At 67.4% G+C, this 15074-nt stretch carries 12 protein-coding genes and 3 tRNA genes; 12 read left to right on the forward strand and 3 right to left on the reverse strand.

What is annotated here, in order from left to right; genetic code table 11:
• Window positions 1-135 precede the first annotated feature (135 nt).
• The 5 genes from dusB (at window position 136) to AB4Y91_RS15430 (ending at window position 4963) form a co-directional block, all read left to right on the forward strand.
• The gene (gene dusB / locus AB4Y91_RS15410) at window positions 136-1314 is read left to right on the forward strand and encodes a tRNA dihydrouridine synthase DusB (protein WP_441419309.1); all 1179 of its coding nucleotides are present in this window, start codon (window positions 136-138) and stop codon (window positions 1312-1314) included.
• Entirely contained in the window at window positions 1298-2596 is a 1299-nt protein-coding gene (locus tag AB4Y91_RS15415) for a deoxyguanosinetriphosphate triphosphohydrolase (protein WP_441419310.1), read from the forward strand. The genes dusB and AB4Y91_RS15415 overlap by 17 nt, the downstream gene beginning before the upstream one ends.
• 64 nt (window positions 2597-2660) lie before the next feature.
• Window positions 2661-4604, forward strand: a complete 1944-nt coding sequence (gene dnaG / locus AB4Y91_RS15420; RefSeq protein WP_441419311.1) for a DNA primase — start codon at window positions 2661-2663, stop codon at window positions 4602-4604.
• A 65-nt stretch (window positions 4605-4669) separates the two neighbouring features.
• A tRNA-Asn gene (locus AB4Y91_RS15425) sits at window positions 4670-4742 on the forward strand.
• A gap of 148 nt (window positions 4743-4890) precedes the next feature.
• A tRNA-Asn gene (locus tag AB4Y91_RS15430) sits at window positions 4891-4963 on the forward strand.
• 75 nt (window positions 4964-5038) lie between these two features.
• Here the strand turns inward: AB4Y91_RS15430 and AB4Y91_RS15435 are convergent.
• Both AB4Y91_RS15435 and AB4Y91_RS15440 read right to left on the reverse strand, forming a co-directional pair.
• The gene (locus AB4Y91_RS15435; protein ID WP_441419312.1) at window positions 5039-5446 is read right to left on the reverse strand and encodes a hypothetical protein; all 408 of its coding nucleotides are present in this window, start codon (window positions 5444-5446) and stop codon (window positions 5039-5041) included.
• Window positions 5447-5934: 488 nt separating this feature from the next.
• Window positions 5935-7095 carry a multidrug effflux MFS transporter gene (locus AB4Y91_RS15440; RefSeq protein WP_441419369.1) on the reverse strand — a complete coding sequence of 387 codons (1161 nt, stop codon included), beginning with the start codon at window positions 7093-7095 and terminating at the stop codon, window positions 5935-5937.
• 393 nt (window positions 7096-7488) lie between these two features.
• On the opposite strand from AB4Y91_RS15440, the gene AB4Y91_RS15445 reads away from it, so the two are divergent.
• The 6 genes from AB4Y91_RS15445 to AB4Y91_RS15470 all read left to right on the forward strand — a co-directional run bounded on the left by AB4Y91_RS15445 (window position 7489) and on the right by AB4Y91_RS15470 (window position 13060).
• Window positions 7489-8382: a phage holin family protein gene (locus tag AB4Y91_RS15445; protein WP_441419313.1), complete on the forward strand. Its 894-nt coding sequence runs from the start codon at window positions 7489-7491 to the stop codon at window positions 8380-8382.
• A gap of 55 nt (window positions 8383-8437) precedes the next feature.
• Window positions 8438-9100: a CDP-alcohol phosphatidyltransferase family protein gene (locus tag AB4Y91_RS15450; protein ID WP_441419314.1), complete on the forward strand. Its 663-nt coding sequence runs from the start codon at window positions 8438-8440 to the stop codon at window positions 9098-9100.
• The gene (locus AB4Y91_RS15455; protein WP_441419315.1) at window positions 9100-10005 is read left to right on the forward strand and encodes a DMT family transporter; all 906 of its coding nucleotides are present in this window, start codon (window positions 9100-9102) and stop codon (window positions 10003-10005) included. The genes AB4Y91_RS15450 and AB4Y91_RS15455 overlap by 1 nt, the downstream gene beginning before the upstream one ends.
• 108 nt (window positions 10006-10113) lie before the next feature.
• A complete protein-coding gene (locus AB4Y91_RS15460; protein WP_441419370.1) occupies window positions 10114-11313 on the forward strand; it encodes a glycosyltransferase in 1200 nt (399 codons plus the stop codon).
• 111 nt (window positions 11314-11424) lie between these two features.
• Window positions 11425-11498, forward strand: a tRNA-Ile gene (locus AB4Y91_RS15465).
• A 371-nt stretch (window positions 11499-11869) separates the two neighbouring features.
• Window positions 11870-13060, forward strand: a complete 1191-nt coding sequence (locus AB4Y91_RS15470; RefSeq protein ID WP_441419316.1) for an acyl-CoA dehydrogenase family protein — start codon at window positions 11870-11872, stop codon at window positions 13058-13060.
• A 56-nt stretch (window positions 13061-13116) separates the two neighbouring features.
• Here the strand turns inward: AB4Y91_RS15470 and AB4Y91_RS15475 are convergent, their stop codons facing one another.
• Window positions 13117-13632, reverse strand: a complete 516-nt coding sequence (locus tag AB4Y91_RS15475) for a murein hydrolase activator EnvC family protein (RefSeq protein WP_441419317.1) — start codon at window positions 13630-13632, stop codon at window positions 13117-13119.
• Between the two features lie 463 nt (window positions 13633-14095).
• Between AB4Y91_RS15475 and rpsB the strand changes: the two genes are divergently transcribed.
• A complete protein-coding gene (rpsB, locus tag AB4Y91_RS15480; RefSeq protein WP_441419318.1) occupies window positions 14096-15004 on the forward strand; it encodes a 30S ribosomal protein S2 in 909 nt (302 codons plus the stop codon).
• The last annotated feature ends 70 nt before the right edge of the window (window positions 15005-15074 follow it).

Raw genomic sequence — 15074 nt, forward strand, 5'->3', positions numbered from 1 at the left:
GCCGGCGGGCCGCCGCGGCCGACGCGCCGCCGTGCCCGGCTGACCGGGCCGCTGCGCGCCGCCCGGTACACGCCGCGATTTCCACATAGCCGGCCTGGATCCCGCCGATTTGCCCGGCTTTGAGACAATGGACGGGTGACTGTTGTAGCAACGCCTCCCGCCCCCAAGCTGGAACTGCCGCCCCTGAAGCTGGGTCCCCTCACGGTGGACACTCCCGTGATCCTGGCTCCGATGGCGGGCATCACCAACTCCGCCTTCCGCAGGCTCTGCCGTGAATACGGCGGCGGCCTGTACGTGGCGGAGATGGTGACTTCCCGTGCCCTGGTGGAGCGCACGCCCGAATCGCTGCGCATCATTTCGCACGACGAGGACGAGAAAGTCCGCTCCGTCCAGCTTTACGGCGTGGACCCTGTGACCGTCGGCCAGGCCGTCCGGATGCTGGTCGAGGAGAACCGCGCGGACCACATCGACCTCAACTTCGGTTGCCCGGTGCCCAAGGTGACCCGGCGCGGCGGCGGCTCGGCGCTGCCCTGGAAAACGGATCTCTTCACCTCGATCGTCCAGACCGCGGTGAAGGAAGCGTCCAGGGGCAACATCCCGCTGACCATCAAGATGCGCAAGGGCATCGACGATGACCACCTCACGTATCTCGACGCCGGCCGCATTGCCCGCGACTCCGGCGTCGCCGCCGTCGCCCTGCACGGCCGCACCGCCGCGCAGTTCTACTCCGGCAAGGCCGACTGGTCCGCCATCGCACGGCTGCGCGAGGCGCTCCCGGACATCCCGGTCCTCGGCAACGGCGACATCTGGTCCGCCGAAGACGCGGTGCGGATGGTCCGCGAGACCGGCGTGGACGGCGTCGTGGTGGGCCGCGGCTGCCAGGGCCGGCCATGGTTGTTCGGTGACCTCATGGCTGCCTTCGAGGGCAGCGACGTCCGCCACACCCCGGCACTCCGCCAGGTGGCGGAAAGCATCTACCGGCACGCCGAACTCATGGTTGAGACCTTCGGCGACGAGGGCAAGGCCCTCCGCGAGATCCGCAAACACATGGCCTGGTACCTCAAGGGGTACGTGGTGGGCAGCGAGCTGCGGAACCGGCTGGCGCTCGTGACAAGCCTCGAGGTGCTCCGCGGCACCCTGGACGAACTGGACCTTGATTCACCCTACCCGGGCGCCGACGCCGAGGGCCCGCGCGGCCGCGCCGGTTCACCCAAGAAGCCCGCCCTGCCCAAGGACTGGCTGCTCAACCGCAGCCTGGACTCCGAACAGACCCGCGACATCTCCTTCGCCGAACTGGATGTCTCCGGTGGCTGAAACCAGGACGAGCGCGCCCGTGCTGGACGGCTACGTGGACCGCGACTGCGCCCGCTGGGTCGAGGAGCCGCCCAAGAGCACCTACCGCTCCGACTTCGAACGCGACCGCGCCCGCGTCCTGCACTCCTCGGCGCTGCGCCGGCTCGGGGCCAAGACCCAGGTGGTCGCGCCGGACACGGACGACTTCGTCCGCACCCGGCTGACCCACAGCCTCGAGGTGGCGCAGGTGGGCCGTGAACTCGGCCGCGCCCTGGGCTGCGACCCCGACGTCGTCGACACCGCCTGCCTCAGCCACGACCTCGGCCACCCGCCGTTCGGCCACAACGGCGAGTCGGCCCTGAACGAGGTCGCGCACGCGATCGGCGGCTTCGAAGGCAACGCCCAGACGCTGCGCCTGCTGACCCGGCTGGAGCCCAAGGTGCTGGCCCCGGACGGCCGCCCCGCCGGCCTTAACCTGACCCGCGCCAGCCTCGACGCCGCCGCGAAATACCCGTGGTCGGCCGAGAACGCGCCGGTGATCCACGGCCAGCGGACCAGCAAGTTCGGCGCCTACGAGGACGACCTGCCGATCTTCGACTGGATCCGCGAGGGGGCACCCGAGCGGCGCTCCTGCTTGGAGGCCCAGGTCATGGACCTCGCGGACGACATCTCCTACTCGGTGCACGACGTCGAGGACGCGATCGTCGCCGGGCACTTCCAGCTTCGCTGGATGGACAATCCCGACCACCGCGCCCGGGTGGTGGGCTACGCGAAGCAGTGGTACCTGCCGCACAACGATCCAGCCGCCATCGACGCCGCCCTGGCCCGGCTGGAGGCCACGAGTGTCTGGGTCCGCGAGGCCGACGGCAGCCGCAAGTCCATGGCTGCGCTCAAAGACATGACCAGCCAGCTGATCGGCCGGTTCTGCCAAAGCGCGCTCGAGACCACCCGCACCGTCTACGGCCCGGAAAATCTCACCCGCTACAACGCCGAACTCATCGTCCCGGACGAGACCGTGATGGAGATCGCCGTGATGAAGGGCCTGGCCACCACGTTCGTGATGACCACCGAACACCGGCAGCCCATCTACGAACGCCAGCGCGAGGTCCTGCACGCGCTCGTGACCGCGCTTAGCGCTAGCGGCGACCGCCACCTGGAGCCGATGTTCGCCGCCGACTGGCGCGCCGCGGAGGACGACGGCGCCCGGCTGCGCGTTGTCATCGACCAGGTCGCCTCACTGACCGACGGCTCCGCGCTGGCCATGTACGAACGGCTCGTCGGCAGCCTGCCGTCGCTGTGGTGACGGTGCGGGTGACAGGCGCCATACGCCGCCGACCGGCGTCGTACCCGGGTACTAGGATGGCACCGTGGCCGGCCTGATAAAACGTGAAGACATCGACGAGGTACGCCAGCGCACCGACATCAAGGAAGTTGTCGACGGCTATGTGACCCTCAAGGGTGCCGGGCTGGGGTCCTTCAAGGGCCTGTGTCCCTTCCATGATGAGCGCTCGCCCTCGTTCACCGTGCGCCCTCAGGTGGGCCGCTATCACTGCTTCGGCTGCGGCGAGGACGGCGACGTCATCTCCTTCGTGCAGAAACTTGACCACACCACCTTTCATGAGGCCGTGGAGAAGCTCGCTGCCCGGATCGGCTATGAACTGCGCTACGAGGACGGCGGGTCCGGCCCCAACCGCGAGGAAATCGGCCGCCGCCAGCGCCTCCTCGACGCGCACAAGATCGCCGACGAATTCTTCCGCGCGCAGCTGCTGACCCCGGGCGCCACCGAGGGCCGGAACTTCCTCTACGGCCGCGGCTTCGACCGCGCCGCGGCGGAACAGTTCGGCGTCGGCTACGCCCCGCAGGGCTGGGACTCGCTGCTCAAGCACCTTCGCGGCCGCGGCTACACCGACGCGGAACTCAAACTCACCGGCATGTTTTCCGAGGGCGGACGGGGGATCTACGATCGTTTCCGGGGCAGGCTGATCTGGCCGATCCGCGACATCGCCGGCGACACCATCGGCTTCGGCGCCCGCAAGCTTTACGAGGACGACCAGGGCCCAAAGTACCTCAACACCCCCGAGACCGCGCTCTACAAGAAGTCGCAGGTCCTCTACGGGATCGACCTCGCCAAACGGAACATCGCCAAGGACCGCCAACTGGTGGTGGTGGAGGGCTACACCGACGTGATGGCCTGCCACCTGGCCGGGATCACGACGGCGGTGGCCACCTGCGGCACGGCGTTCGGCACCGAGCACATCAAGATTGCCCGCCGGCTGCTCTCCGACGACGGCAGCGGGGGAGAAGTCATCTTCACCTTCGACGGCGACGCCGCAGGCCAAAAGGCGGCGCTGCGCGCCTTCGAAGAGGACCAGCGCTTCGTGGCGCAGACCTACGTCGCAGTGGAACCCGGCGGATCCGACCCCTGCGAGCTGCGACAGGCCAAGGGCGACTCCGCCGTCCGGGACCTGATCGGCACCCGCCGGCCGCTGTTCGAATTCGCGATCCGCGCCAGCCTGAGGCGGCACAACCTGGACACCGTCGAGGGACGGATCGCGGCCCTGCGAGAATCGGCTCCAGTGGTCGCCCAAATCCGTGATGCCGGCATCCGGCCCGCCTACGCCCGCGAACTGGCGGGGTGGCTGGGCATGCCGGTCGAGGAAGTCAGCCGTGCCGTTGGCGCCGCGATCAAACGCAACGCCCAGGGAACGTCCGGAGGCGCCGGACAGGGATATGGCCAGGGCCATGGCCAGAACCCGACGCGCCCGGCCGGAACGGCCCCCGGTGCCGCCCCGGGCGTGGCGCCCCTGCCGCCGTCGGCCACGCTGCCGGCCTTCAACCGGCCCGACCCGCGCGACCCGGTGGCCGCGATGGAGCGCCAGGCGCTCGAGGTGGTACTCCAGCATCCTTCGACCCTTGAGGGGGCGACATGGCAGCGTTTCTCCGAGGCGCGGTTCTCCACGCCCGCCTACCTGGCGATCCACGAAGCGATCCGTGCCTCCGGTCCGGGTTCCATCGGTGACCCTGCGCGGTGGGTCGAGCAGCTGCTGCAGGAGGTCCCTGAACCGCTCCGGCCGCTCGTGTCCGAACTCGCCGTCGTGCCGCTGCCAGCCAGCACCGCCGAAGCCGTCCAACGCTACTGCCGCGACATTCTGGCGCGGCTGTTCGAGCTGCAAATCACCCGGGTCAAGGCCGACAAGATGGGCCAGCTGCAGCGTCTCGACGCCACGGCGGACCCGGAAGCATTCCAGCGGCTGAATCGGGAACTCATGGAACTGGAGATGCAGCGGCGCTCGCTCCGCATGGACTCCTGATTGCCCCGCTGGGCGGCCAATTTCGCTTCCCGGCACGGTGTTTGCTAGGCTTATATCCGCTTCATTCCTCCTTAGCTCAATTGGCAGAGCATTCGACTGTTAATCGAAGGGTTGCTGGTTCAAGTCCAGCAGGAGGAGCGCACAGTCCCCGTTCCGGGTCACCGGGACGGGGACTTTTTGTATACCCGGAGGGGGTATGCGGTCGGGGCGGAGTGCGCGCCCTCCGTCTCCCGCGCCGCCGATTTCCCTAGCGGTAAAACCTTTGCTAATGTCATACCTGCTTCATTCCTCCTTAGCTCAATTGGCAGAGCATTCGACTGTTAATCGAAGGGTTGCTGGTTCAAGTCCAGCAGGAGGAGCAGACAGGTCCCGCGGCCGGTGAATAACCGGCTGCGGGGCCTTTTTTCTTGCCTCGATACCCTCTCCGGTGCTCCCTAGACGAAGAACATCTCTACCTGCAGGAAGCGCTCCGCCTCGGCCACGGCGGCCTGGAAGGCTTCCTCCTCCGTGGGAGACTGCCGCGGCTCCCGCGGGTGCCACTCGTGGGCCGACGAATGGACGCGGGTGAAGCCGCCACGCGGGGGCGCGTAGAAGATGCCGAAGCGCTGCACCGGCCATTCGGGCGAGGTCTCGGGGGCCACCAGCAGGGCTGAGTCGTAGGCTGGGTTGTACCACTGCGCGATCGGCCGGCGCCGGTCCTCAGTGAACAGCCCGGCCGCATAGAGGGCCGCCGACTGGGGGCTGGTCTGCGAGCACAGCCGCTCCCACCACAGAGGCAGAATACCGTCGTCGCACCGCTGCCACGTGGCCGGTAGGGGAGGAGGGTCCTGCCAGTCAGGCACACAACAACTTTATCGCCAGCCGCAGGCCGCGAACAGGGCAGCATGGCCCCAGCCCAGCCCAGCCTCCGCTGCTGGACATGCCCCTAGGTGCCGTCCGGCGCCGGACATGCCCCTTGTGCGCCTCGAAGCATGGACATATGCCTGTTATGTCCACTCTTGGTCCCGGGGACTGGGCATGTCCACCCTGGGAGCATATGCGGTGCCCGTGCCTGCCATCGGACATGCCCCTACGGTGCGTCGAAGCATGTACATATGCCTGTTATGTCCACTCTTGGTCCCGGGGACTGGGCATGTCCACCCTGGGAGCATGTGCGGTGCCCGTGCCTGCCATCGGACATGCCCCTTCTGCGCCTCGAAGCATGGACATATGCCTGTTATGTCCACTCTTGGTCGCGGGGACCGGGCATGTCCACCCTGTCGTCTCCGCAGGGGGCATACCCACCCGCGCGTGCCGTGCGTGGGGCATGTCCCCCAAAGGGCGGCCGGTGCTAGTGGATGGAAGGCACGGTCCGCGGCCGGACCACGAGCCAGAGTGACGCGGCCGCCAGGAGGATGCAGCCGGCCTGGACGGCCCCCATCGGCGTCGCCGAGCCGAGGCCCAGCCAGCCGACCACGGGGGAGATGATGCCGGCCATCAGGAAGGTCGCGGCACCGAGCAGGGAGGCTGCGGTTCCGGCCTGGGCGCCGTGCTTGGCCAGGGCCAGCACCTGGACGCAGGGGAAGGTGAATCCGGCGCCCAGGATGTAGAACCAGAGCGGCACCATGACGCCCCACAGGCCAAAGCCCAGCTGGTCGAAGACCACGATCAGCACCGCCATGAGGAACATCCACGCCGTCGAGCAGGCGAGGATCCACTGCGGCGGGACGCGCTTGATGAGCCTGGAGCTGGTCTGGACCCCAGCGACGATCCCCAGCGAGTTGATGCCGAACAGCAGGCCATACTGCTGCGGGGAGAAGCCGTACACGTCCTGGAACAGGAACGGCGAGGCCGAGAGATATGTGAAGAGACCGCCAAAGTTCATGCCGCCCAGCAGCAGCAGGCCAACGAAGATCCGGTCGGCGAAAAGGACGCCGTAGCGCTGGCGGACCGTCAGGCCTGTGGTGCCGCGCAGTTCGCGCGGCAAGGTCTCGCGCACCACGAACACGGCCGCGATGATCACGCAGCTGCCGTAGCCGGCAAGGAAGAAGAAGATGCCCGGCCACGGCATCAGCAGCAGCAGTTGCGATCCGATGACCGGTGCCAGGATCGGGGCCAGGCCGTTGACGAGCGCCATCCGGGAGAACATCCGGACCATCGCGTAGCCGCTGAATAGGTCCCGCACCATCGCCATCGCCACCACGCCGCCGCCGGCGGCACCGATGCCCATGAGCACGCGGAAGAGGCCCAGCGTGCCGATGTCGGTGGAAAGGGCGGCCCCGAGCGAGGCTCCGATGTGCACCGCGGTGGCCAGGATCAGGGGAAGACGTCGTCCGAACTTGTCGCTCAGCGGCCCCACCACCAGCTGGCCCAGGGCGAAACCTACCGTCGTGCCGGTCAGGGTCAGCTGCACTGCGGCCTCGGTGACACCGAGGCTCGCCTCCAGGGCAGGAAATGCCGGCAGGTAGAGGTCCACCGTGAACGGCCCAAGGGCCGTCAAGGCGCCGAGCATCAGGATGTAGAGGAGCTTCCGACGGCGGGTCAGGGAGTCCCCGGGATTGCTGTGTGTATGCACAGAGGTCAATCCTAGGCCCGCCCGGCGTCGACCGCGGCGCCTGCCCGGCGCAGCCCGTCGCGCTTACCCGGCGCAGCCCGTCGTCGTCCGCACCAGGCAGCCCGTCGTCGTCCGCACCAGGCAGCCCGACGACGCCGACGCGGTGCTCGCCGGGCGCCGTCGTAAGCCGCCGCACGGCGGCCCAGCCCGCCACGCCCGTCCCGACGGGCGCGCGCGGGACGCCGGCCGGACCCTGAATGGTAGTTTTGACACCTGGGAGTGCGCGAAGCCGCGCAGACCCGGCAATCCAGCGGAAGCGGAATCACAGATGGAACCAGTTAGGCGGAACCGATGAGCGGACGGCACACCGGCAGGACAAACGGGGGGCTGCGCCTTTCCGCGCTGCCCAAGACCCTGAAACTGATCTTCAAGCTGGCACCCCGGCAACTCAATGACGAGATTGCCTTCGCGAAGGCCGAACTCAAGCGCAAGGGCATCCAGCTCGGGGTCGCTGCAGCTTTCTTCGGCGTCGCCCTCGTCTTTGTCGCCTTCCTCGTGATCGGGCTCATCGTGGCGGCCATCATGGGCCTGGCCACCGTCATGCCGGCCTGGCTCGCGGCCCTGCTGGTCTGCGCCGCCTTCCTGGTAATTGCCCTGATCGTGGGCCTGATCGGCTACGGCCGGTTCAAGAAGGCCATGCCGCTGCTCCCCGAGGAGACCATCCGCGGCCTCAAATACGACCTCGGCATTGCGAAGGAAGGCTCTTCCTTCGACCCCGCCGTCCTTGACCCCAACTCCCCGCAGGCCAAGGCAGCCAAAGCCGCCAAGGAAGAGGCTGCCGCAAAGGCTAAGGCCGAAAAGGAAGCCAAGAAGGCCGCAGAACAGCCCGATCTGGGCCCCGCCCCGACCGAGGACGAGCTGCGCCGCCGGCTCGAGACGCGCCGCCGGCACCTCACCGGCGTGCGCGACGAGCTCGGCCAGGAACTCGACGTCAAGACCCAGGCCCAGGCCCTCCTCACCGCCACCCAGCACAAGCTGGAGGAGGGCAGGGAGCTCGTGGACGACAAGATCGCCGGGTTCCGCAGCCAGGCCAAGGCCTCGGGCGAAAGGGCCGCTACCCCCGGTGCCACGGCCAACAGGTCTGGAACCGCGGCCGAACTCGGCAAGCGCTGGAAACCGCTGGCCGCCCTTGCAGCTTCCACAACGGCGCTCGTGTTCCTGCTGCGCCGACTCCTCAAGGGCTAGGCTTCGCCCTGAACTCCGACACTAAATCGTTGCCGGCTGTGGAAAGGGGGAACGGATGAAGTTCATCGGCGCTGGCACACGCCCCGGGCAGCCCCAGATCCATCACGACCTGGTCTTCACCGTTCCCAACCTGCTGACCGTGGTCCGGTTCCTCGGCGTCCCGCTCTTCATCTGGCTGGTCCTGGCCAAGCAGGAATACGGCGCCGCCGCCCTGGTGCTGGCGGTCATGGGCAGCACCGACTGGGTGGACGGCTACATTGCCCGCCGTTTCAACCAGATGTCCAAGCTGGGCCGCATCATGGATCCCATCGCGGACCGGCTCTCGCTCATCGCGGTGGCCGTCACCCTCGTGATCGCCGGCGTCGTCGAGTGGTGGTACCTGACCGCGCTGCTCGTCCCGGACCTTGTGCTGCTCTCCATCTCGCTGTTCTACTTCCACAGCCACCCGGACCTGCCCGTGAGCCGGACCGGCAAGATCCGCACCGCCCTGCTGCTGGTCGGCACCCCCCTGCTGGTGCTCTCCAAGCTGCCCGTCCCCGGGACCGACGCCTACTTTGTGGCTGCCTGGATCTTCCTGGGGCTGGGCCTCGTGGGGCACTGGATCGCGGCCTACAACTACTTCTGGGCCATCATCCGCAAGGGCCGGGACCTCAAAGCCGGCAACGCCCGCGGTCAGCACGCCAGCGAGGGCGACATCGACGACGGCGGCCTCCGCTGATGGTCTGGCTTGCGGTTGTGCTGGCGGTACTTGGCGCCTTCTTCCTGGCCTTCGGCGCCCAGCGGCAGGGGAGTGCGGTCAAGGCAGACACCGGAGGGCTGGCGCTCAGTTCCCACGGACTGCTCCGCCTGATCCGCAACCCGCGCTGGGTCCTGGGGCTCATGCTGCTCTGCGTCGGGACGGCGATGAATGCCGTCGCCCTGGTCTCCGCGCCACTGACCGTGGTCCAGCCGATCGGAGCGATCGCCCTCGTCATCACCACCATCATCAATGCCAAAGACCAAGGGCTGAGCATGAACCGGGCCACCGTCGTGGCCATCAGTTCGTGCGTCACCGGTTCGGCCCTGTTCGTGGTGCTCGCTGTGAACGTCACCCAGGAAAACCACCACGTCAGCGGCTCGGACGAGCTGACCATCGTGCTGCTGCTGGCCCTGGCCGTAAGCCTCTTTGGAACACTGGCGCTGCTCTTCAAGCACCGGATGAGCGCCTTCGTGTACATCCTCGGCGCCGGCGTCCTGTTCGGCTTCGTGGCGGTCCTGACCCGCATTATCGGCAAGCACCTGGTCGACCCGAACGGGCAGCTCCTGCTCAACGTCCAGTGGTACACGCTGGTCGCCATCCTTGCCGCCGGCGGGCTGGGCTCATGGTTTGTGCAGAGCGCCTACTCCGGAGGTCCGCCCGACCTCGTGATCGCCGGACTGACCGTCATCGACCCGATTATCGGCATCGCGATCGGCATCGTGATCCTGGGGGAGTTGCGGCCCGACGTCCACGCCGTGACGGCGATTGCCATGGGCGCGGCCGCACTCCTTGCTATCGTGGGAGTGATCGCCCTTTCAAGGCACCACCCCGAGGTCACCAAGCGCAAGAAGGACGCGCGGAAAGCCGCGGGACGGCTGTCCTAGGGCGGCGCCACAGACTTCTGGCGCAGGCCCGCCGCCTGTGCCGATGGCCAGCCGGCCACCACAGCCCCGCTGACCGCACCGTGACCACCAGGAGCTATCCCCGTGACCATGCCCGAGAATGACCAAGCCGACAAAAAGCTGACCATCCTGATTGCCGCTGACACCTACCCGCCGGATGTCAACGGTGCCGCACAGTTCGGCTACCGCTTGGCCAAGGGCATGACCGGCCGCGGGCATGACGTCCATGTCCTGGCGTGCCGGCCCAGCAAGGGCAAGAGCTTCAGCGAGTTCCGCGACGAGGCCACCGTGCACCGGCTCCGCTCGCACTCGGTGCCGACCCACGAGTACTTCCGGATCACCTTCCCGTGGGAGATCAAGAAGGAAATAGGCCTGCTGTTCGACCGGATCCAGCCGGACGTCGTGCACATCCAAAGCCATTACATGATCGGCGAACACGTCCTCTACGAGGCGGTCAAGCGCGGCATCAGGATCGTCGCGACCAACCACTTCATGCCCGAAAACCTCAACCCGTTCCTGCCCTTCCCGCAGTGGTTCAAGGACATCGTCGGCCGCGTGTCGTGGCGCGACATGGGCAAGGTCATGGGCCAGGCCGACGTCGTCACGACGCCGACGCCGCTCGCGGCCAAGGCCATGCACCAGCACGCCTTCCTGCGCAAGGTCCTGCCGCTGTCCAACGGCATCGATGCCGCAGCCTACGAACTGAAGCCGGGCGAGGAATCAACGCCGCACGCCAGCCCCACCGTGCTGTTCGTCGGCCGCCTCGCCGAAGAAAAGCACATCGACGTGCTGATCGACGCCGTAGCCAAGACGCCGGCGGCGCTCGACGTCCACCTGGAGGTCGTCGGCGGCGGCGAGGTCCGGCCCGCACTCGAGGCACAGGTGGAACGGCTGGGCCTGCAGGACCGTGTGAAGTTCCTTGGCCTGGCCAGCGACGAGGAACTGCGCCGGGCCTACCTGAGCGCGGACCTGTTCTGCATGCCCGGCACCGCCGAGCTGCAGTCCCTCGTCACCCTGGAGGCGATGTCCGCGTCCACCCCGGTGGTGCTGGCCGACGCCATGGCCCTGCCTCACCTGGTCCACGACGGCGAGAACGGCTACCTGTTCACGCCGAATGACAGCAACGACCTGGCGGCCAAGATCGAACGCGTGCTGTCGTTGCCGGCGGACGAGCGTGCGGCCATGGGCAAGGCGAGCCGAAGCATGGTGGAAAGCCACAGCATCGAACGCACCCTGCAAACCTTCGAGGACATCTACCGCGGCGCCAGCTACGACGACCTGGTCGTCTAGGCGGCCCGGATCGCCGTAGGCGGTCGTTGCCCGAGCCGGGGCGACTACTATTGCTAGAGTGTTTTTGCCCGGAATGGTCCGGCCCGTCAGGGCGTGACCGTTCCGGCCCACGGGGCTATAGCTCAGCTGGTTAGAGCGCGGGACTCATAATCCTAAGGTCCTCGGTTCAAGTCCGAGTAGCCCTACATCATCAACAGTTCCCTGGACACGCCGTGTCCCCGGGGCCGGAGCGGACGTCCTTCGTCAGCTGCGGCCCTTTTCGTCTCCCGCCCCAGGGGCCGGTCCAGCGACCGCGCCCAGCGGCCCCGCGCAGCGGCCTGCCCGGCGACCCCGCGCAGCGACCGTCCCGGCGACCCCCTGCCATCCGGCAGCCATCCCGCTGCGACCCGGTATCCGGGCGCACCCCTCGCCTCCTGCCGTGAGGATCCATGGCCTGCCGTGTGCCCCGTCACTTGCCACCCGGCCGAAAGCTGGGATATGTTACTCACGAGTAACATATCCGCGGCGCGAAGCCCGCGCCCTTTTGATCGCTGCCGATCACAAGTGAAGGAACAACATGTCCAAAGCTGCAATCGACATCAACAACCTCCCCTACGCCGATGGCGATTTCTTCGCTTTCGAACAGCTGCTCAGCGGCAAGGAGAAGGACCGGCTGGCGGAGGTGCGCGAGTTCCTGGCCCGTGAGGTGAAGCCGATCGCCGTGGACTGCTGGAACCGCGGCGAGTTCCCGATGGACCTGATCCCGAAGCTGGCCGAGATCGACCTGGTCAGCCCGGTCAAGCGCCAGGGCTACTCGAATCTCTTCGCCGGGATCCTGCATGCCGAGGCAACCCGTGCGGACACCTCGATCGCCACCTTCTTGGGCGTGCACGACGGGCTCTTCACCGGCTCGATCGAGGCGCTCGCCTCGCAGGAGCAGCAGGACGCCTGGCTGCCGGACATCTACTCCCTGAAGAAAATCGGCGCCTTCGGCCTGACCGAGCCGCTGGGCGGCTCCGACGTCGCCGGTGGCACGCGCACCACCGCCCGGCGCGAGGGTGACAGCTGGATCCTCAACGGAGCCAAGCGCTGGATCGGCAACGCCACCTTCTCCGACTGGGTGGTCATCTATGCCCGCGACCTCGCCGACAACCAGGTCAAGGGCTTCCTCGTGGACACTAAGACCGAGGGATACACTGCCACCAAGATCGAGAACAAGATCTCGCTGCGCACCGTCCAGAACGCCGACATCACCCTCGAGAATGTCGTGGTGCCGGACTTCTTCAAGCTGGCCAACGCCAACAGCTTCCGGGACACCAACAAGGTCCTGAAGGTTACCCGCCTGTCCGTCGCGTGGCAGGCCGTCGGCCAGCAGCTCGCCGCGTTCGACGTCGCCCGCCGCTACGCCGTCGAGCGCAGCCAGTTCGGCCGCCCGATCGCCTCCTTCCAGCTGGTCCAGCACCAGCTCGTGCAGATTCTCGGCAACGTCGTCAGCTCGATGGGCATGATGGTCCGCCTGTCCCAGCTTGAGGACGCCGGCGAGGCCAAGGACGAGCAGTCGGCCCTGGCCAAGGCGTTCACCACGGCGCGGATGCGCGAAAGTGTCGCCATCGGCCGCAGCCTCCTCGGCGGCAACGGCATCGTCACGGACTACGAGATGGCCAAGATCTTCTCCGACGCCGAAGCGATCTACTCCTACGAGGGCACCCACGAGATCAACACCCTCGTCACCGGCCGGGCAATCACGGGGATCTCGGCCATCGTCTAATCGGTCCGCGGCCGGCCGTGCACGCCGGCCGTCCCGCGCAGCACCCTTGCGGCCCTTCATCCGGAACCGCCCTGTCCCGAACCGGGATTCACGGGCGGCAGCAGGATGGAGGGCCGCAGGTCCATCACGAAGGCCAGCGGATTGAGGTAATCGTCGCCGCGCCGCACGCCCCAGTGGATGCAGGGCGTCCCGCCGCAGTGGCCGGGCAGCGCCCGTCCCAGCACCGACCCCTCCGCGACGGCGTCGCCGGGCCGCAGCGTGCTTGCGACGGGTTCGAAACTGCTCCGCAGGCCGTTGCCGTGGTCGATGGTGACCACCGGCCGGTCCACCACAAAGCCCACAAAGGCGACCGTGCCCGCCGCCGGCGAGGTCACCGGAGCGCCGTCGTACGCAGTCTGCAGGTCCACGCCGCGGTGGCCGCTGAGCCAGGGCCGGTCCGGCGGGTCGAAGACGCGCAGCACCGCGGGCCTGGGGGAGAGCGGCCAGCTCCAGCTCCCGGGCGGGGAAGCCGGCCGTCCTGTTGCCGGGGCCGGGACTAGCAGCAATGCTGCGAATAAGAGAGAAGCCTTCATGCTGCCAGCCTGCGGCGGCCGGCCCGGGCCCGGAAAGTCCCCTCGAAGGCTATGTGGAATTCCCGCCGGAGCCACACTCGGAGCCCCCTCCGCGGGCACCCCGAGACGGTCCATTCGGGCAGGTCTGCTGTAGTACACTTGGTGGAGCAGTTTGCTGTGCCCTCATGCCTTGTTCACTTTGGCTGGATCCGTTTTTGTTCCAGTCATTTGGAGCGGCAGCACATCTCATTCAGGAGTGCGGGAGCAGTGGCTGACTACGCGTATCCAGCCCTCCCTGTCCGAAGCCCGGCTTCCGGGTGCGGAGGACTGCGCCTCTTACGGTCCGGCCCCAGGGTCCGGATGAGGGGTGCGGTGGATGCCAGGAGGAACACCCGCCTGGGTGTTGCTAAATAACCGTCAACTATTGGCAGGGTAAGAGAGCCCAGGGCTTTCTCATGAATGACCTGCCGGAAGGAGCGTCGGCATGCCCGTCGTAACTATGCGCCAGCTGCTTGACAGCGGCGTCCACTTTGGACACCAGACCCGTCGTTGGAACCCGAAGATGAAGCGTTTCATCTTCACGGAGCGCAACGGCATCTACATCATTGACCTGCAGCAGTCGCTGTCCTACATCGACCGTGCCTACGAGTTCGTGAAGGCCACCGTTGCACACGGCGGCACCGTCCTCTTCGTCGGTACCAAGAAGCAGGCACAGGAAGCCATCGCCGAGCAGGCAACCCGCGTCGGCCAGCCGTACGTGAACCAGCGTTGGCTCGGCGGTATGCTGACCAACTTCCAGACGGTTTCCAAGCGCATCCAGCGCATGAAGGAACTCGAAGAGATCGACTTCGACGACGTCGCCGGTTCCGCTTACACGAAGAAGGAACTGCTGCTCCTTCGCCGCGAGCTGACCAAGCTGGAGACCAACCTCGGTGGTATCCGCAACCTGACCAAGGCGCCTTCGCTCCTCTGGGTTGTCGACACCAAGAAGGAACACCTCGCCGTTGACGAGGCCAAGAAGCTGAACATCCCGGTTGTGGCCATCCTGGACACCAACTGCGATCCGGACGAAGTCGACTTCCCGATCCCGGGCAACGACGACGCCATCCGCTCCGTAAACCTGCTGACCCGCGTTGTTGCCGACGCCGTTGCTGAGGGCCTGATCGCCCGCAACCAGCGCGCCACCGGCACCACGGAAGCTCCGGAAGAGCCGCTGGCCGAGTGGGAGCGCGAGCTCCTCGAAGGCAGCAAGGCCGAAGAGGCTGCCGCTCCGGCCGCCGCTGAAGCTGCTGCTCCGGAAGCCGCAGAGGCTGCCCCGGAGGCTCCCGCCGCCGAAGCTGCCCCGGCCGCTGACGCTGCCGAAGCTGCTCCGACCGCCGACGAAGCCAAGTAGTCAGACAAGTAAATCTGGATCTCCCCGACCGCTGCAGGCAGCTGCCTGCTGCGCAAGGGGTACTGACAGG

Origin of the sequence: Arthrobacter sp. YAF16, from assembly GCF_052113385.1 — a bacterium.
Taxonomy (GTDB): Bacteria; Actinomycetota; Actinomycetes; order Actinomycetales; family Micrococcaceae; genus Arthrobacter.